This is a genomic window from Thalassotalea fonticola (assembly GCF_032911225.1).
GTDB lineage: Bacteria > Pseudomonadota > Gammaproteobacteria > Enterobacterales > Alteromonadaceae > Thalassotalea_A > Thalassotalea_A fonticola.
In genome coordinates, this window is the sequence record NZ_CP136600.1 from 4234657 (window position 1) to 4254282 (window position 19626).

Annotated in this window: 9 protein-coding genes and 3 rRNA genes; 9 read left to right on the forward strand and 3 right to left on the reverse strand. The window is 40.9% G+C overall.

Going from position 1 to position 19626, the window contains the following annotated elements:
- Positions 1 to 3: 3 nt before the first annotated feature.
- The 3 genes from RI844_RS17360 (at position 4) to rrf (RI844_RS17370) (ending at position 3506) form a co-directional block, all read left to right on the forward strand.
- Positions 4 to 2892 (forward strand): 23S ribosomal RNA (locus RI844_RS17360).
- Between the two features lie 215 nt (positions 2893 to 3107).
- Positions 3108 to 3222: ribosomal RNA gene (gene rrf, locus RI844_RS17365) — 5S ribosomal RNA — on the forward strand.
- Between the two features lie 169 nt (positions 3223 to 3391).
- Positions 3392 to 3506 (forward strand): 5S ribosomal RNA (gene rrf / locus RI844_RS17370).
- A 650-nt stretch (positions 3507 to 4156) separates the two neighbouring features.
- On the opposite strand, the gene RI844_RS17375 is transcribed toward rrf (RI844_RS17370), so the two are convergent.
- The 3 genes from RI844_RS17375 to RI844_RS17385 form a co-directional block, all read right to left on the reverse strand.
- Positions 4157 to 5086: a mechanosensitive ion channel family protein gene (locus RI844_RS17375; protein WP_348395908.1), complete on the reverse strand. Its 930-nt coding sequence runs from the start codon at positions 5084 to 5086 to the stop codon at positions 4157 to 4159.
- A gap of 10 nt (positions 5087 to 5096) precedes the next feature.
- Positions 5097 to 7718, reverse strand: a complete 2622-nt coding sequence (locus tag RI844_RS17380; RefSeq protein ID WP_348395909.1) for an ATP-binding protein — start codon at positions 7716 to 7718, stop codon at positions 5097 to 5099.
- A 181-nt stretch (positions 7719 to 7899) separates the two neighbouring features.
- A complete protein-coding gene (locus RI844_RS17385; RefSeq protein WP_348395910.1) occupies positions 7900 to 8868 on the reverse strand; it encodes a class 1 fructose-bisphosphatase in 969 nt (322 codons plus the stop codon).
- 235 nt (positions 8869 to 9103) lie between these two features.
- On the opposite strand from RI844_RS17385, the gene RI844_RS17390 reads away from it, so the two are divergent.
- The 6 genes from RI844_RS17390 to ssb all read left to right on the forward strand — a co-directional run bounded on the left by RI844_RS17390 (position 9104) and on the right by ssb (position 19187).
- Entirely contained in the window at positions 9104 to 11515 is a 2412-nt protein-coding gene (locus RI844_RS17390; protein WP_348395911.1) for a zinc-dependent metalloprotease, read from the forward strand.
- Between the two features lie 33 nt (positions 11516 to 11548).
- On the forward strand, positions 11549 to 12910 hold the full coding sequence (gene mpl / locus RI844_RS17395; RefSeq protein ID WP_348395912.1) for a UDP-N-acetylmuramate:L-alanyl-gamma-D-glutamyl-meso-diaminopimelate ligase: 1362 nt from the start codon (positions 11549 to 11551) through the stop codon (positions 12908 to 12910).
- 68 nt (positions 12911 to 12978) lie between these two features.
- On the forward strand, positions 12979 to 13596 hold the full coding sequence (locus tag RI844_RS17400; protein WP_348395913.1) for a flavin prenyltransferase UbiX: 618 nt from the start codon (positions 12979 to 12981) through the stop codon (positions 13594 to 13596).
- A 218-nt stretch (positions 13597 to 13814) separates the two neighbouring features.
- A complete protein-coding gene (locus tag RI844_RS17405; RefSeq protein ID WP_405054492.1) occupies positions 13815 to 17000 on the forward strand; it encodes an amidohydrolase family protein in 3186 nt (1061 codons plus the stop codon).
- A gap of 143 nt (positions 17001 to 17143) precedes the next feature.
- Positions 17144 to 18259 (forward strand): transporter, encoded by a 1116-nt coding sequence (locus RI844_RS17410; protein WP_348395915.1) that lies wholly within the window; start codon positions 17144 to 17146, stop codon positions 18257 to 18259.
- Positions 18260 to 18527: 268 nt separating this feature from the next.
- On the forward strand, positions 18528 to 19187 hold the full coding sequence (gene ssb, locus RI844_RS17415; RefSeq protein WP_348395916.1) for a single-stranded DNA-binding protein: 660 nt from the start codon (positions 18528 to 18530) through the stop codon (positions 19185 to 19187).
- Positions 19188 to 19626 lie beyond the last annotated feature (439 nt).

Below are 19626 nucleotides of genomic sequence, written 5' to 3' on the forward strand. Positions count from 1 at the left end.
TATGGTTAAGTGACTAAGCGTATGTGGTGGATGCCTTGGCAGTTAGAGGCGATGAAGGACGTGTTAATCTGCGAAAAGCTGTGTTAAGCCGATAAAAGGCGTTATAGGCACAGATGTCCGAATGGGGAAACCCACCCGTCATCAGGCGGGTATCGTAACGTGAATTCATAGCGTTATGAGGCGAACCGGGAGAACTGAAACATCTAAGTACCCCGAGGAAAAGAAATCAACCGAGATTTCGTTAGTAGCGGCGAGCGAACGCGAATCAGCCCTTAAGCTATTTGGGCGTTAGTGGAATGTTCTGGAAAGGACAGCGATACAGGGTGATAGCCCCGTACACAAAAACAACCTAATAGTGAAATCGAGTAGGTCGGGACACGAGAAATCTTGACTGAATATGGGGGGACCATCCTCCAAGGCTAAATACTCCTAACTGACCGATAGTGAACCAGTACCGTGAGGGAAAGGCGAAAAGAACCCCTGTGAGGGGAGTGAAATAGAACCTGAAACCGCATACGTACAAGCAGTGGAAGCCGGATTTAGTCCGGTGCCTGCGTACCTTTTGTATAATGGGTCAGCGACTTATGTTCTGTAGCAAGGTTAACCGAATAGGGGAGCCGTAGCGAAAGCGAGTGTTAACTGCGCGTTTAGTTGCAGGGCATAGACCCGAAACCCGGCGATCTACCCATGGGCAGGTTGAAGGTTGAGTAACATCAACTGGAGGACCGAACACACGTATGTTGAAAAATGCGGTGATGACTTGTGGGTCGGAGTGAAAGGCTAATCAAGCCGGGAGATAGCTGGTTCTCCCCGAAATCTATTTAGGTAGAGCCTCGCACGAACACCATTGGGGGTAGAGCACTGTTAAGGCTAGGGGGTCATCCCGACTTACCAACCCTTTGCAAACTCCGAATACCAATGAGTGATATGCGGGAGACACACTACGGGTGCTAACGTCCGTTGTGGAAAGGGAAACAACCCAGACCGCCAGCTAAGGTCCCAAAGTCATAGTTAAGTGGGAAACGATGTGGAAAGGCATAGACAGCTAGGAGGTTGGCTTAGAAGCAGCCATCCTTTAAAGAAAGCGTAATAGCTCACTAGTCGAGTCGGTCTGCGCGGAAGATGTAACGGGGCTAAACTATGCACCGAAGCTGCGGATTTAATCTTAGGATTAAGTGGTAGGGGAGCGTTCTGTAAGCCGTTGAAGGTGAATCGTAAGGTTTGCTGGAGGTATCAGAAGTGCGAATGCTGACATGAGTAACGATAAGGGGAGTGAAAAACTCCCCCGCCGAAAGACCAAGGTTTCCTGTCCCATGTTAATCAGGGCAGGGTAAGTCGGCCCCTAAGGCGAGGCGGAAACGCGTAGTCGATGGGAAACAGATTAATATTTCTGTACTTCTATATATTGCGAAGGAGGGACGGAGAAGGCTAAGCAAGCATGGCGCTGGTTGTCCATGTGAAAGTATGTAGGTTGTGAGTTTAGGTAAATCCGGATTCACTGAGACTGAGATACGAGACGAGACTCTACGGAGTTGAAGTTGTTGATGCCATACTTCCAGGAAAAGCTTCTAAGCTTCAGATATATAGGAACCGTACCCCAAACCGACACAGGTGGTTAGGTAGAGAATACTAAGGCGCTTGAGAGAACTCGGGTGAAGGAACTAGGCAAAATAGTACCGTAACTTCGGGAGAAGGTACGCTCTCTAGTGTGAATCCCTTGCGGAGTAAGCACAGGAGAGTCGAAGTAACCAGGTGGCTGGAACTGTTTATTAAAAACACAGCACTGTGCAAAATCGAAAGATGACGTATACGGTGTGACGCCTGCCCGGTGCCGGAAGGTTAATTGATTGGGTTAGCTCTGCGAAGCTCATGATCGAAGCCCCGGTAAACGGCGGCCGTAACTATAACGGTCCTAAGGTAGCGAAATTCCTTGTCGGGTAAGTTCCGACCTGCACGAATGGCGTAATCATGGCCACACTGTCTCCACCCGAGACTCAGTGAAATTGAATTTGCGGTTAAGATGCCGTATACCCGCGGCTAGACGGAAAGACCCCGTGAACCTTTACTATAGCTTGACAGTGAACATTGCTCCTACATGTGTAGGATAGGTGGGAGGCATTGAAACCGCGTCGCTAGATGTGGTGGAGCCAATCTTGAAATACCACCCTTGTATGCGTGATGTTCTAACCTAGGGCCCTTATCGGGCTTGGGGACACTGTCTGGTGGGTAGTTTGACTGGGGCGGTCTCCTCCCAAAGAGTAACGGAGGAGCACGAAGGTTAGCTAAGTACGGTCGGACATCGTACGGTTAGTGCAATGGCATAAGCTAGCTTAACTGCGAGACAGACACGTCGAGCAGGTACGAAAGTAGGTCATAGTGATCCGGTGGTTCTGTATGGAAGGGCCATCGCTCAACGGATAAAAGGTACTCCGGGGATAACAGGCTGATACCGCCCAAGAGTTCATATCGACGGCGGTGTTTGGCACCTCGATGTCGGCTCATCACATCCTGGGGCTGAAGTCGGTCCCAAGGGTATGGCTGTTCGCCATTTAAAGTGGTACGCGAGCTGGGTTTAGAACGTCGTGAGACAGTTCGGTCCCTATCTGCCGTGGGCGTTTGAGAATTGAAGAGGGCTGCTCCTAGTACGAGAGGACCGGAGTGGACGAACCTCTGGTGTTCGGGTTGTCACGCCAGTGGCATTGCCCGGTAGCTATGTTCGGAACTGATAACCGCTGAAAGCATCTAAGCGGGAAGCAGGCTTTGAGATGAGTTCTCACTGGGACTTTAAGTCCCCTAAAGGGTCGTTGGAGACTACAACGTTGATAGGTCAGGTGTGTAAGTGCTGTGAGGCATTGAGCTAACTGATACTAATTGCCCGTGAGGCTTAACCATACAACACCCAAGCAGTTTTGTTTGAGGCTGTATGGTCTGACAAAGAAATGTGGAAACACATCACGCATTAAAGAATAGAGTAAGTACGGTTTAATATTGTTTTTTCCAAATTAGTTAGAAGACTGATGCTCGGTAAGTGTCAGTAGGGCCTGAAATGAATTCAGGACAAAAAACTTCTAGCAAGCAAAAGAGCTTCTTTTGCGAAACGTTTTTTGTCTGGCGACAATAGCACTGTGGAACCACCTGATCCCATGCCGAACTCAGAAGTGAAACGCAGTTGCGCCGATGGTAGTGTGGGAGTTCCCATGTGAGAGTAGGTCATCGCCAGGCTCCTAATTCAAAAAGCCCGTTCAATGAACGGGCTTTTTACTCTAAGTTTTAAGATAAGTTATTTTAACAAAGCTAATTTATCTTAACGTTTAGAAATTCTGATACATGCTCAGCATCTGTCAGGAGACCCTGAAATGAATTCAGGGTGTTACTAACGTAACAGTTTTTGTCTAGCGACAATAGCACTGTGGAACCACCTGAACCCATGCCGAACTCAGAAGTGAAACGCAGTTGCGCCGATGGTAGTGTGGGAGTTCCCATGTGAGAGTAGGTCATCGCTAGGCTTCCAATTCAGAAAAGGCCCGCACAATGTGCGGGCCTTTTTGCATTTGGAAACCTAGCTCGACCTACTTCTTTGCAGTCATAGCATTGCGTATCCAACCTAAGCACGCTTCTGCCTTATGAGGTCCCCGATATCGCTAAAGCTCTTCGAGGATGACGTGGTGTAAGTTAACAACCATCGCGTATACTCAAATATTTTCAAAAGAATACTCCGTCACCGACATAATGCGTTCATGCCTGAATCTGTCGGCATTAGCACTTCCTGTACATCATTCCGCAATGCTCTTGTGCGGAACCTACTGCCGCGTATTGTGCTTTGAATGTATATGCTTTTAAAACCACAACATACTGGAGGAGGTCCCGGATATCGCTTAAGCTCTTCCGGGATGACATGGTTTAAGTTAACTTGCAGCGTGTATGCTTCAAATACATTTAGAATAAATATGCCGTCACCGACATAATGCGTTCATCCCTGAACCTGTCGACATTAGCACTTACTGTACGTCATTCTAGACGACGACTGCAAGGATGCAGGAGGTAGAGCAATGCAGGAGCAATTGCCGAGTAACGAGATTTGGGACCTCCTTCAGGATATAGTGTGCATTTAAATAATAGCGCTTTAAGCCTGCTAGTTTATCTATATAATGTTTAACTAATTTACAGCGCGCTGAACGGTATTCATAACTTGCATTGATGGTGCTAGGATATTGGCTTTTCTAAACTCCTCATTAACTCGTAGAGTAATGTCGGTTTCGAGCGCTTTTTCATACTTGGTATCGAGCACATACACTTTTAAAGTGAGTTTATAGGCAATGAAATTATTAGTTAATACTTGGCAAATTAATACGTTGATAGGTTTGTTTAGGTAAGCGAATTTACTTAATGCGGCACATTCCCGAATAATCCCCTGTGCTTGTGATAAATCTTCATCTATTCCTATATGGAAGATAATGGCAACTTGCATATCTAACTCGCCGTAGTTGCCACATGAGGTAAGTTGATTTAAAAACGTATTGTTAGGAATCGTTACTACATTATCATCGAGGGTATTCATTTTTACAGACCGCAAGCCAATAGCCACAATATCCCCATACTCACCGCCGAATAGTACCCTGTCGCCTACTTGAAATGGTCTATCGAACATTATGATAATGCCGGCAACTACAGACGCCGCTAAATCTTTCATTGCAAAACCAACTGCAACTGCTAAAGTACCACCAAGAATTGCTAGCAGCTCTTTGCTAAATTCAAAGCTCATTAGTACGGCTGTTGATATCGCAAAGAAATAAATTAGAAACTGGAAAAATACTAATGCTTTTTGCAGCAACAAACGTCGCTCTGCAAATACTTCACTTAAGTCGTTTACCACGGTTTTTACTACCTTTAGTATTGCCCAAACAACAATAAATAAAATGACTGACATAAATAAACCGCCGGGTTTAACTACTTCAGCTAGTGTGGTTATCACTTGTAGCTCTTTTGAGTCAGGAATAGCCATTTGCGCATTAGCAGGTAATGCTATGAGCAAAGTGAAAATAAGTAACCCGCTAGTCTTTAAAAGCTGTACTATTTTAACAATCATGTTTTGTCCTCTAGCGTGTTAATAAATTTTGACGGGCTAAGTATTTAGATGCCGTTCGGAACCAAAACCAGGTAATTTGGAAACGGCCATTTACTTGTTCAACGATACCTTGTGCAACACATGCAGCAAGCGCGCTATTAACAACTAAACCATGCAGACGCAGGTTTTTAACAATATCATTTACACTACAGCGACCAAACTGACACAGCACTCGCAACACTAGTAGTGAATTAATATCGAAGTGTTCAATTATTTTCCCATTTGGTGATATAGGTAATTTAGCGACAAGCTTACCTTCACTATAAATAATAGAATTAGCAAAAGCCCGACAAGCAACTGCGGGATTACCATCGGCATATCCCCAAATAATTCGGTAAATACCTGACTTGTTTCTGCTTTCAATTGAGTCATCTTCTATATCGGCAAGCTGCCTTGGAATAACGAGTTGAGCAAAATCGATGTCTATTTCCGCTTCTTTACAGCGCAGCTCAAATAAATCGCTAATTTGATCTTCAGTCCAGCTTTTTAATTGAATATTGGTTGAAAAGAAACCGGTTGCTATGCCAAGAGCGTTTAAAAGGCTCCACGAGCTACTATCAAAGGTGAGTACCCAAAGAGCTAAACCTTTAAGTTCATTTATCCAACCGTATAAACGGCGAATTTCACGCTGTCCACTAGCCTCTGCAGTTAATAATCTATGACAGTTATCGAGTAAAACTAAATCAATCTCTTGCTCTTTAAGCGCTTTTACTATTTCAGAAGTCTTAATGTTTTCGCCTTCCAAACCGAGCTGATCTTTGACGGATTGTAAAATATCACTGAAATCCTCTGTACAGTTTAAAGTGATAGCCTTGCCATGTTGTTTAGCTAAATCCTGTAAAAAATGTGTTTTACCAATGCCTCGTTCACCGGTGATTGCGATATGACTGCGTTCTTTATTTTCTAGCATCGTCATTACTTTACTAACGGGACCTTCAAATACTGATGCTACATTTGAGTTATCACTATCGATAAGTATTTGGTAGATATCAGGATACAAGTTGGCTGCAGATTTTGTTTTTTCTAAAAGTTCGGTATTATCATTTAATAGCTTCTTGCGGTATATTTCAGCGGTAATTCTGCGGCCAGACTCAACTTTTGATATTAGGCTTAGAAAAACTTTTGTGGCGACAAAGTAAATAACAAACACTAAAGCAACATTAGCAAAAATAAATCCTTTAATTCCTTTTCGCTCTGTGATCATTTTTTTGATTAATTCAGGGGCGTCTCGCTCCTCGTCGATGTAGTTGAAGCAATCTTTGCGCCATTGCAAAATAAAGAAGATATAAACAGGCAGTAGCAACAATCTGAATAGAGTTTCTAGCCACGCGAAAATGGTACCGTTGGCAATAAAAATTCCAGTTAATTCAAATGAAAGCTTATACCAACCCGCCCACCAAACAACTACTTTTAGTGAAGAAGACTGATTTTTAGTGATGTTTTTTAAAACATTTTGCTTACCGCGCTCAATCATTTTACTGAGGAAACTAAAGACAAAATAAGTTAAACATAACCAAAATGTTAGGGTACTAATTACGTCAATAAGGATCTGTATTTGAACTATATCAATACTGCTTAAAATAAAATTTACAAACAGTAACCACTCTATTGGCGTACGAGTATTCTCAAAGTACCAAATAGCTCTCGCTGCTTTCATTCTGCCGGATGTTCTTGGACGAACAGCAAGAATTTTTTGTCGCCACTGTGGTAATCCCAATTTTGCCCAGCTTCGCCACTTTTTGAGTACAACAATAGCGATAAAAATCATCACTAGGTTGATGAATATATCTACCGGAGCTAAAGTGAATCTTTCTGGGATTTCAATAACGCGTTGGAAGGTCGCTTTAAAGATGATCAGTATTTGCAAGCGAACATAATCAAATTCAAGTTTTGCTTCATTAATACCATTTAGTTTTGTACTGGTGAGCAGTTCTCTAAATTCATCCGTAGCTTCTTTGAAAATATTATGACGAAGTAAGTAAAAGTTTTTTATTTCACTTGCTCGGCTAAATAGTTCGATAAATTCTTCATCATTTCTAACTTGAGTAAGTAATTTTAAATCAACACCTTTATGTTTTATTTTTTCATACAGTTGTGCTGTTTTTTCAGCCATAACAGGTCGGATTCGGCCATATAGCTCTTCGTAGTCATCAGCACTTCGGCTTAAACTGGCAACCTTATCTTGCAATAGATAAAATTCTTGCTCAAATTTTTCTAAACTATTGTCGGTAAGGTAATCTGAGTTTATTGGTTCAGGTTTATATTGATTTTCTTCTTCATTTTGTTCTGCCGCATTTTGTGCTTCAACATCACCTTCACCTGTTTCATCAATCCTCGACCCCACATCATCTTCAGCTGTGTTTGGTAATTCTTTCTCTACTACTTGTTCTTTATTTTCCTTTATCGACTGAGCCTGAGTAATTTCTTGTTTTGAATTTTCGCTTTCAACCTTTTCAATGTTTTTATCTGATTTTGATTCTGCAGCGAAAGCTAATGTCTGGCAGCAAAAAATAAATAAAAACGTGATAAATAAAGCAGGGAAGTTCGCACATAATGTAATGGGCGATAAGCTGTATTTAGGGGGCAAACTCATAAACAATCTCAACCAATATTTATTATTATAAAAATATACTTGCTATTAGTATGTATTAGATTGTTATTTTTGCTAGTAAATAGCTGTAATAAAAGGTTATTTTTTTATATTTTAAATACAAAAAATCCAGCACTTGGCTGGATTCCCTGATGATTGAATTAATTTACTTTTAATTAATTTGTTATTTGTAGTAACTCAAACATTTTTCAACTTCGTTTTTAGAGCCTAAAATCACTTCAACTCGTTGATGAATATCGGTAGGTTGCATCTCCATAATTCTACCTTCGCTAGTAACACTTAAGCCACCGGCTTGTTCTATTAAGAAGCTCATTGGATTTGCTTCATACATTAAACGTAATTTGTAAGGTTTCTTAGGATCTTTAGTATCTGCAGGGTAAGTAAACAAACCACCTCGAACTAAAACACGATGAACATCGCCCACCATAGCCGCAATCCAACGCATATTAAAATTACGTTCACGTGCTCCATCGGTACCAGCTACCAGGTCATTGATATAGTTTTGCATTGGTTTATGCCAAAAACGTTGATTAGACATATTTGCCGCAAATTCAGATGTTTCTTCACTAACCATTACATTGCGTTCAGTTAACATAAAACTACCATGAGTTTTATCTAAGGTATAAAAATGTGTACCTTTACCTGTGGTCAAAGCTAAAATTGTTGCTGGACCGTATAGTACGTAACCGGCACAAACTTGGTTAACACCAGGTTGTTTGAACATGTCAGGGTTATCTGCCGACATCCCTTCTGGTGCTTCCATAATTGAAAAAATAGTACCAATTAATGAATTAATTTCAATATTTGAACTGCCATCTAACGGATCAAAAGAAACGATGTACTTGCCATTTTCATTGCCAGCAACAGAGGTATCTTCTTCTTCTGAAGAAATGGCCTTAACAAAACCAGATTCGAGTAGAATATCTTTTAGTAGTTGGTTAGAAACAACATCTAATTCTTTTTGCACTTCACCTTGAATATTTTCATCCAAAGTAGAGCCCATAACACCACTTAAGTGTCCTTGGCCTACGCGAAAAGATATTTCTTTACAGGCGGCAAGGACGGTTTTTATTAAAGAAATCAAATCTAAAGGAACATTATCTTGACGTAACGCGGGAGCAATTCGTTGCATGGTATACCTAGGCTTATGTAATAATTTAATGGAAGTTAACAAAACTTTTAACTGCACTTATTGTACTAAACAATCCACTAAATCTCTAAATAAAAGTCTATTAATTAACATGAAATGAATTATTTTATTAAAACTTAATCAATTTGGGTAAAAAATTGAAGTTAGCGAAGTATTCAAATCATCTGCTATAAGGTATATTGCTTAAAAATAAAGTTATCATATTTATAGGATTATTATGAAAAATGTAACTGTTACATTTTTATTTATTATTACGCTATTGAGTTGCAATAGTTTGGCATTTTCAGCTGAGAAATTTAGCAAAGGTAAAGATTATCAGCAGGGGTTTGTGCCGTTTTATCTTGATAAAGAAAGTGGAAAAGTATTTGTTGAAATCAGTAAGTTTGAACAACAGTTTTTATTTCAAAGTAGTATGCCACATGGAGTTGGCTCTAATGATATCGGTTTAGATCGTGGTCAATTAGGTCAAACTCGTTTGGTGCAATTTGAACACGTTGGCAATAAAGTGTTTTTACGCCAACTTAATACGTATTATCGTGCAGATAGTGATAATACCTTAGAGCGTCAAGCTATTGATGAGGCTTTTGCATCATCTATTCTTTGGGGCTTTAAAGTAGAAAAAGTGGTGAATGATAAAGTTATCATCGACTACACCCCGTTCCTGTTGTCAGATATTCATGATCTGGCTGCTTCATTAAAATCTAGTAAGCAAGGCAATTATTCAATTGATGCTAGCCGCAGCGGTTTATATGAAAAGCGCACAAAAGCGTTCATTGATAATACTGAATTCGAAGCGATTGTTACCTTTAAAGGTAAAGATGCTGGTAAACACTTACGTTCAGTAACACCTGATTCTAATGCGCTTACAGTTAATTTTCATCATTCATTAATACGCTTGCCAGATGATCAATACCAAGCAAGAAAGTTTCATACCTACTCGGGTATGTGGTCAGTGGAATATGCTGATTACGCGAGCAACATCGACGAGCCATTATTACAACGAGTTATTCCAAGACATCGTTTAAATAAAAAAGATCCCAATTCAGCAATAAGTGAAGCTATTGAGCCAATAATTTATTATCTTGACCCCGGTGTACCTGAGCCTGTGCGCTCGGCATTACTTGAAGGAGCATTATGGTGGGATCAAGCATTTTCAGCCATAGGTTATAAAGATGCGTTCCAAGTAAAAATGCTACCTGCAGATGCCGACCCAATGGATGTACGCTATAACGTTATTCAGTGGGTGCACAGAGCTACTCGTGGTTGGTCATATGGTGCGTCAGTTGTTGACCCACGCACTGGTGAAATATTGAAAGGTCATGTTACTTTGGGCTCATTACGCGTGCGCCAAGATTACTTAATCGCTTTAGGGCTAACATCACCGTTTAAAAGCAGCGATGTAAATACCAACGATCAAAAAGAAATGGCGTTGGCTCGTATTCGTCAATTATCAGCTCATGAAGTCGGTCATACGCTGGGTATTGCCCATAACTTCTCGGCGAGTGTGAATAACCGCGCCTCGGTTATGGATTATCCTCATCCACTAATTACTTTAGATGCACAAGGCGATATTGATTTATCTAATGCGTATGCAACCGATATAGGCGTGTGGGACAAACACGTCATTAATTATGCTTACGCTGATTTTGATAATGAACAGCAAGGTTTAGCTCAGGTAATAAAAGCAGCCAAAGCACAAGGATTGCAATACATGTCTGATCCTGATGCTCGTCCAAAGTCGGGTGCTGAAGCGGCAGGGCACTTATGGGATAATGGTGACGATCCTGTTACTGAGTTAACTAGAGTTATGGCTGTTAGAGCGAAAGCATTGGGCAACTTTGGCATTAACAGTATCGAACAAGGTACGCCTTTTTCTGAACTTGAAGATACTTTAGTGCCAGTGTATAACTTTCATCGTTATCAAGTCGAAGCTGCAGCTAAAGTAATTGCCGGGGTTAATTACTCCTATGCGGTTAAAGGCGAAGATAATGCCGCACAATCAGTAGTTTCAGCCGAAAAACAGCAGGCGGCAATAAATGCCTTATTAACGACAATTGCGCCAGAGTTCTTAACGTTATCAAATGACCTAATTAGCCTGATACCGCCCAAAGCATATGGCTATAATCGCTCTCGTGAAAGCTTTAGTTCAAACACTTCGTTATCGTTTGATCCGGTAACCGCAGCACAAGCAAGTGCCAAACATACCTTGTCATTAATGCTTGCACCACCAAGACTTGCTCGTTTAAACCAGCAGCATATGTTAGATAATCGTATTCCATCGGTGCACAATTTAATGTCTGAAATTATTACGGCAACAATTAAACAAGATAGCAAAACAGGTTTAGAAATCGCTGTACAGCAACGGATTAACCAACAAGTACTCGATAGTGTCTTGGCGCTGTTTCATAACGATAAATTAGTTGCTGAAGTTCGTAGCCAAGTTTATGCGAGCTTGCTTGATTTACAAATGTGGTTGAAAGGCAAAACTTCATACCACTTCAAGAGCAATGCTTTGTATGCTCAATATCATTTATTACAACAACAGATTGCTTTTAGTCTGCAACAAGGTAAAACTATTATCAAAGAAGTACCAGTAAACATGCCTCCTGGTTCACCAATCGGCGGGTAACAAGGTATTAAGCAACGGATTAAGTAAAGTTTAATGAGCAAACACGTACATATTTTAGGAATTTGCGGCACATTTATGGGCGGTATTGCCGCCATCGCTAAACAGCTTGGCTTTCGAGTGTCAGGTTGTGATGCCAATGTGTATCCACCAATGAGCACCCAACTCGAAGAGTTGGGTATTGAGCTAATGCAAGGCTATAAAACCGAGCATTTAACTGATGAACCCGACATTGTTATTGTGGGCAATGCCATGTCGCGTGGTAACCCAATGGTTGAGTACGTAATGGCACGTAATATTCCCTACACTTCTGGGCCACAATGGTTATTGGAAAACGTATTAAAAGACAGGTGGGTATTGGCAGTTGCGGGCACACATGGCAAAACGACTACAAGCTCTATGCTGGCCTGGATCTTAGAATATGCACATTTAACTCCGGGATACCTGATAGGCGGCGTTCCACAAAACTTTGATACCTCGGCGCGGCTTGGTAATTCGCCGTTTTTTGTTATTGAAGCCGACGAATACGACACTGCATTTTTTGATAAACGTTCTAAGTTTGTTCATTATCGCCCGCGAACATTAGTAATGAATAACCTTGAATTTGATCATGCCGATATTTTTGATAGCTTAGCTGATATTCAGCGCCAGTTTCATCATGTGGTGAGAATGGTACCGGGTAATGGTTTGCTGCTTGCTCCGATAAACGAGCAAGCATTAACTGAAACATTAGCTATGGGCAGTTGGACTCCAGTTGAGTATTCGGGTGATGAGTCCGGTTGGCTTGCAGAAAAAATTAATACTGATGGTAGTAAATTTCATGTTTATTTTAATCAGCAACTACAAGGCACTGTGCAGTGGAATTTAATTGGCGACTTCAATATTGATAATGCGCTAATGGCCATTGCTGCAGCAAGACATGCTGGTGTACCTAGTCACGTGGCAATAGATGCTCTGGCTGAGTTTGTTAACACTAAGCGCCGGCAGGAGTTAATTGGCGAAGTAAATGCGATAAAAGTTTATGATGATTTTGCCCACCACCCAACCGCAATTAGTAAGAATCTTGCCGGCTTTAGAGCCAAGGTAGGTAGTGAGCGCATACTAGCTGTGCTAGAACCAAGATCAAATACAATGAAATCTGGCGTTCATAAAGATACCCTCGCTGCTTCATTAGATGATGCCGATATGGTTTACCTATACCAGGATGAAAATGTTAAATGGTCGGTCAGTGATCTCATTAATGATTGTAAAGCTCCTGCGCAATGTAAAGATAACATAAATGATTTAATCGAGTTAGTTGCTAATGAAGCTAAAGCAGGCGATCATATTGTAGTAATGAGCAATGGTGGCTTCGGCAGTTTTCATACTAGACTGATAGAAACACTTAAGAAGCCATAGCGCAGGTACAAATTTCTATCATCCCGTACTTGTTACGGGATCCATACAAAAACTAAAAGAGAATACACTTGGCAGACTTTAACGGAAAAATTACATTAGCAATCACAGGCGCGTCAGGCTCTTTGTATGCCCTACGGTTATTAGAATGCTTAGTTGCAGCAAATTATCAAGTGTATGTTCTTGTCTCTAGTGCTGCTCGCGTTGTTCTTGATACCGAAGTGAACGTTAAACTACCTGCTAACCCGGATGCGGCTACAAAGTTTTTAACGGATAAATACCAAGCAAAAGCTGAGCAAATTACCGTGTTTGGCAAAGAACAATGGTTCTCACCGGTAGCTTCAGGATCTGCCGCGCCTAAACAGATGGTTGTTTGCCCATGTTCAACAGGAACGCTTGCCGCAATCAGCCAGGGTATGAGCGATAATTTAATTGAACGAGCCGCTGATGTAGTAATTAAAGAGCGTGGTCAGTTGATTATGGTACCAAGAGAAACACCATTCTCAACCATACATTTAGCCAACATGCATAGCCTGTCGCAAATGGGCGTAACCATTATGCCTGCCGCACCTGGTTTTTATCATAATCCTGAATCCATCAATGATTTAATCGATTTTATGGTGGGGCGCATGCTTGACCATATCGGCATCGAACAAACCATTATGCCACGCTGGGGATATTCGAGTTAACAGCAACATACTATTGCTTTATTGCACCCTGTAACTCACCGCTAAAACCCTGTCACTCGCCTTAAAAATGATCATCATTTTGTAACCTTTCTTTACACTTTGTCGTCAATGTGTTCTATTTTGTGCAACTAAAAAAGCTGGCTACGTTAGCGAGTTAAATAAGAACGAGATAGGGCAGATACATGTCACTTTTTAAAATGAAAACAAAACCGTCAATTATAGCCGCTACGCTTAGTGTGTTGTTGGCATCTACAGCATCTTTTGCTGCGGAAGAAACAAATGAAGTTGCCGGCAAAGAAGAAAAGAAAGCCGAATGGATCGTGGATGAACCGCAAGGTGAATTTATTACCGCAAAAGTAAACGTTAACCAAGGTACTTGGATGAACGTTGATATTAGCCCCGATGGCAAAAATATTGTCTTTGATTTATTAGGTGATATCTACATCATGCCAGTAAGTGGTGGTGAAGCTAAAGTGCTAACTTCCGATATTGCTTGGCAAATGCAACCAACCTTTTCTCCTGATGGTAAGCATATTGCATTTACCTCAGATCAAGGTGGTGGCGACAACATTTGGGTAATGGAAGTTGATGGCTCAAATCAAACTGCTGTTACTAATGAGACATTTCGTTTAATTAACTCTCCTGCATGGAGCCCCGATGGCGACTACATTGTTGCTCGTAAGCATTTTACCGGTAGCCGTTCATTAGGTGCTGGTGAAGTGTGGATGTACCACAAAACTGGTGGCGATGGCATGATGTTGACCAAACGTCCTAATGAGCAAAAAGATTTAGGCGAACCTGCATTTTCACCTGATGGCAAATATGTTTATTTTTCTCAAGATGCCACACCGGGCAAAACCTTTCATTATTCAAAGGATAGTGAAAAGGGTATTTATAAAATCAAACGACTTGATCGTGAAACTGGTGAAATTGAAGTTATATTATCTGGTCGCGGTGGTGCTATTCGTCCTACGCCATCACCAGATGGGACAAAAATCGCATATATATCCCGTGTCGATTTTCAAAGTACCTTATTCATTTATGATCTAAAAACTGGCGAGCAAACACCTGTTTACAATAAACTTGATCGTGATATGCAGGAAACTTGGGCTATTCATGGCGTTTACCCAACTATGGCCTGGACTCCTGACAATGAAGACATTATCTTTTGGGCTGGCGGTAAAATTAACAAGCTAAACCTAGAAGATAAACAATCGGAAGTTATTGAGTTTAATGTTACGGCTGAAAAGCAAATGCAAAAAGCGTTACGTTTTAGCCAAAATATTGATGTTGAAAATTTTGATGTAAAAATGCTTCGCGATGTTGAAATATCTCCTAACGGTAAAAAAGTATTATTTGAAGCATTAGGTCATGTTTATACACGTTCTTTACCTGATGGCAAACCAAAGCGTTTAACTAAGCAAACCGACCATTTTGAGCTTAACCCAAGTTTCTCACGAGATGGTAAACAAATCGTTTTCTCAACCTGGGATGATGATAAACAAGGTAATATTCGTGTAGTATCGGCGAAATCTGGTAAAGGCAAAAACTTATTATCTGAGCCGGGCAAATATGTCGAAGCGACGTTTTCACCCGATGGTAAAACAGTAGTTTACTCAAAGGTTGAAGGCGGTTTTATTACTAACCCGAAATGGGGGGTAAATCCAGGTATTTACCAAGTGCCTGCAAAAGGCGGTAAAGCTAAACTAATTACTGATAATGGTAGTGCCCCGCAATTTGCCGATAGAAACGATCGTATATACATACAACGTTATGGTAAAACCCCAGAACTGGCCCGTGTAGATTTAGATGGTCAAAATGACAAGACGCTATACACCGGAAAATACGCTACCGAATTTAAAGTTGCGCCAAATGGTAAATACCTTGCATTTGCTGAGCGTTTTAAAGTTTTTGTAACACCTCTGGTTGAACGTGGTGATGTTATTAACATTGGGCCAAGTGCAAAAAACATCCCGGTACGTAAGCTATCAGTTCGTGCTGGTGAGAGCATTAGTTTTAATGCAAAAAGTGATGAAATTTATTGGAGCTTAGGCCCTGATTTATATCAAGCTAGCTTAAACGGTATGTTCGATATTGGTTATAAAGTTGATGAAGAGTTAGAGCCAACTATTACTTCTCTGGGCTTTAGTAAAGCAGCCGATGCGCCAAAAGGTTTAGTCGCTTTAGTTGGTGGCCAAGTTATTACTATGGAAGGTGAAGACGTTATTACCGACGGTGTGGTATTAATCGAAGGCAAGCACATTAAAGCGGTAGGAAAAAAAGGTGAAGTAAACATTCCATCTGACGCTGAAATTATTGATGTTACTGGTAAATCAGTAATGCCTGGTTTAGTCGATGCTCATGCCCATGGCCCACAAGGGTCAAATGAGATCATTCCGCAGCAAAACTGGAAAAACTACGCAACACTTTCTTTAGGTGTAACTACTATTCATGATCCATCTAACGATACTACTGAAATTTTTTCAGCAAGTGAGCTGCAAAAAGCTGGTGATATTGTTGGTCCGCGTATCTTTTCTACCGGTAGTATCTTATATGGTGCATCTGCCGCAGGTTATACCTCGCATGTGGATAGTTTAGATGATGCAAAGTTCCAACTAGAGCGCTTACAAAAAGTGGGGGCGTTTTCAGTTAAATCATACAATCAACCGCGTCGTAATCAACGTCAGCAAATTATTCAGGCTGGCCGTGAAATGGGCATGATGGTTGTGCCTGAAGGTGGCTCATTATTGCAGCACAACCTTTCTATGGTTGCTGATGGTCATACGTCTCTAGAGCACTCAATCTCAACCGCTAAAATTTATGATGATATTCGTCAGTTCTGGCAACAATCTGAAACTGCGTATGTACCGACTTTGGTTGTGTCTTACGGTGGTATTTCTGGTGAGCATTACTGGTACGATAAAACTGAAGTTTGGAAACACCCTCGTTTAAGTAAGTATGTACCGGCTGATGTTTTAGCACCACGGGCAATGCGTAGAACAACGGCGCCGCATCATCATTATAACCACTTTAGTGTGGCCAATGTTGCTAAAGAAATGCAAGATATGGGCGTATTAGTCGGTATTGGTGCGCATGGTCAACGCGAAGGTTTAGCGGCTCATTGGGAAATGTGGATGATGGCACAAGGCGGGATGACGCCTTTACAAGCATTACGCACAGCAACTATCGACCCTGCTAAACATTTAGGTTTAGATGCAAACATAGGTTCATTAAAAGCGGGTAAACTTGCCGATATTATTGTCGTTGATGGTGACGTGACAAAAGACATTCGTGTTAGTGACAAAGTAAGCCATGTAATGATTAATGGCCGTATTTATGATGCAGATAGTATGAATGAAATTGGTAATTACGATAACAAGCGTGAGCCGTTCTACTTTCAATAACAGCATATTCGTTTGACATGTATCAATGCCGTGGCAATTAATGTCGCGGCATTTTTATTTTCGCTGTTTAAATGAAATAAATCCTGATAACTTCTTTTTTACAAAATATTTCTGTTAACTTGTATACAATAAGAAGTCTCGTTATGAACATATTTAATCTTTCCAAAACCGCTTTAATTTTATTACCTTTACTTACTTCTGCTAGCTTTTCGAGTTTGGCCAACCCACATCAGCATCATCATATGCCAGATGAAAATGGCGATATGACCATACCGGCTTCTAAAACCCCAATTTCAATTATGGGCGATCACCTACATCATAAAGGTGGCTGGATGGCATCTTATCGTTACATGACCATGGAAATGAAGGGCCTACAAACAGGCACGCACGACACCAGTACAACTGATGCTTTGCAAGACTATTCTATGGTTCCTGATGAAATGACGATGAATATGCACATGCTTGGCTTAATGTACGCTCCTACTGATAATATAACCCTAATGCTTATGGCAAACTTTATTGACCAAGAGATGACTTCATTGATGCAGTCAATGCCTATGGAAAACAATATGGATACTGGCATGGACAGCGGTATGAATATGACAGAAATGCCGATGATGACGCATTCAATGGAAATGGAAAGTGACGGCTTAGCCGACATATCGATTAGTGCATTAATCAATGGTTTTAATGGTGACAATTACCGCAGCCACTTTACTTTAGGTGTACGTTTGCCAACAGGCGATATTGATCAAACTCGTATCAACATGATGGGCGAAGAAGTTCTAATGGGTTACCCAATGCAGCTAGGTACTGACACCATGAATATTCTTGCTGGCTATACCTATGTTTATGACGAAGGTAACTGGCAATTAGGCACACAAATAAATTATGAAACGGCTATTGAAGAAAACGATGCTGACTATAAGCCAGGCGATAAATTACAATGGCATAATTGGGTAAGTTATGGGGTGAGTGAGTCGTTAAGTTTATCTATGCGTTTAAGTTATTTAGATAAAGACAATTATTCAGGCCACGATGAACGATTAAACGCAATGATGATGCCAACAGCAGATCCAAAACAACGTGGTGTAAGCCAAGTTGATTGGGCAATTGGTGCAACTTATGGTTTTACCGATGGTTTGCTTAAAAATCAGCAGGTTTCATTTGAATATTCTCAACCAATAGAGCAAGACTTTGACGGAACACAACTAAAAACTGACTGGCAAGCAACATTAGGCTGGCAATTGAGTTTTTAATTTTTACGGACAATTATTTTATTCGAATAAGCCTTAATACTTGATTATATTAAGGCTTTTTTTATGGTGCCGGTGAACCTTTTTATAAATGCGAATTAAGTATGCTTTATCGCTTTTGAAAATTAAATTTCAGTGGTACACTGATCGACTAAATCTGAATATATTTAATAAATATTTTGGATGAAAAAAAACAAAACTGCGTAGCTCGTTCACACTCCTTATCGGCGAGTTATTATCATATAATTAAAAAGTAAAAACAGGATTTTTCATGGCCAGTCGTGGTGTAAATAAAGTAATAATTGTAGGTAACTTAGGGCAAGATCCTGAAGTTAAATTTTTCCCTAGCGGTGGTTCAATTTGTAACATCACTGTTGCAACATCTGAAAGCTGGAAAGACAAGCAAACAGGTGAACCAAAAGAGATCACTGAATGGCACCGTGTTGTATTTAACAACCGTTTAGCTGAAATTGCTGGCGAGTACCTGAAAAAAGGTTCTAAAGTTTATGTTGAAGGCCGTTTACAAACTCGTAAATGGCAAAATGCGCAAGGTGTTGACCAATACACTACTGAAATCCGTGCTAACGAAATGCAAATGTTAGACTCACGTGGCGCAGGCCAAGGTGCTCAAGCAGGTGGTTTCCAACAACAAGCCCCACAAGGCGGTTTTAACAAGCCAGCAGCACAGCAAAATACTTATAGCAAACCTGCAGCACAACAAAATTCAGGTATGCAACAAGGCGGTTACCAACAGCAAGCGCCTCAACAACCCGCTGCACAGCAGGGCGGTTATCAGCAGCAAGGCCAACAAGGTGGTTATCAGCAGCAAGGGCAACAACAAGGTGGTTTCCAAAAACAAAACCAACAACAAGCTCCTAAAGTGAATCCACAAGAGCCGGTAATGGATTTTGATGACGACATTCCGTTTTAGCACACATATATTTTAAAAGTGTAAATAAAACACTAAAAATTTCTAAGAACCCAGTATTTTTACTGGGTTTTTTTATGGCTGAAATAAAGTTTATAACGTAACTTTTAAGTTGATTGTTCTGGTAGAGGTATTGTGCCACTCGTTGATTGTAACCTTAGGTGAATGGGAGGGACATATAAGTGTATGGGCAGGAAATGCGACGAGCTGGCCATAATGAGATGAACCGGTATTGACTCCCCCACCTATCAGATATATTTTTCTACCATCGTTCGGGTAGTGGTTTTACTCCCGAGCTTAATAATAATACTTGCACTTGTACGGAGTTAAATACCGAACAGGGCAGCTGTGTTTTTACAGTGACACTTCCATGGCGTACTTTACAGTGCGACGTTGCCAGAGACTGGCAGGGCAAAGTAGTCGTGATAAAAGAGCATTAAAT

Coding starts and splice junctions, on each gene's coding strand:
- RI844_RS17375 (WP_348395908.1), bottom strand. CDS start 5,086: ATGATTGTTAAAATAGTACAGCTTTTAAAGACTAGCGGGTTACTTATT.
- RI844_RS17380 (WP_348395909.1), bottom strand. CDS start 7,718: ATGAGTTTGCCCCCTAAATACAGCTTATCGCCCATTACATTATGTGCG.
- RI844_RS17385 (WP_348395910.1), bottom strand. CDS start 8,868: ATGCAACGAATTGCTCCCGCGTTACGTCAAGATAATGTTCCTTTAGAT.
- RI844_RS17390 (WP_348395911.1), top strand. CDS start 9,104: ATGAAAAATGTAACTGTTACATTTTTATTTATTATTACGCTATTGAGT.
- mpl (WP_348395912.1), top strand. CDS start 11,549: ATGAGCAAACACGTACATATTTTAGGAATTTGCGGCACATTTATGGGC.
- RI844_RS17410 (WP_348395915.1), top strand. CDS start 17,144: ATGAACATATTTAATCTTTCCAAAACCGCTTTAATTTTATTACCTTTA.
- ssb (WP_348395916.1), top strand. CDS start 18,528: ATGGCCAGTCGTGGTGTAAATAAAGTAATAATTGTAGGTAACTTAGGG.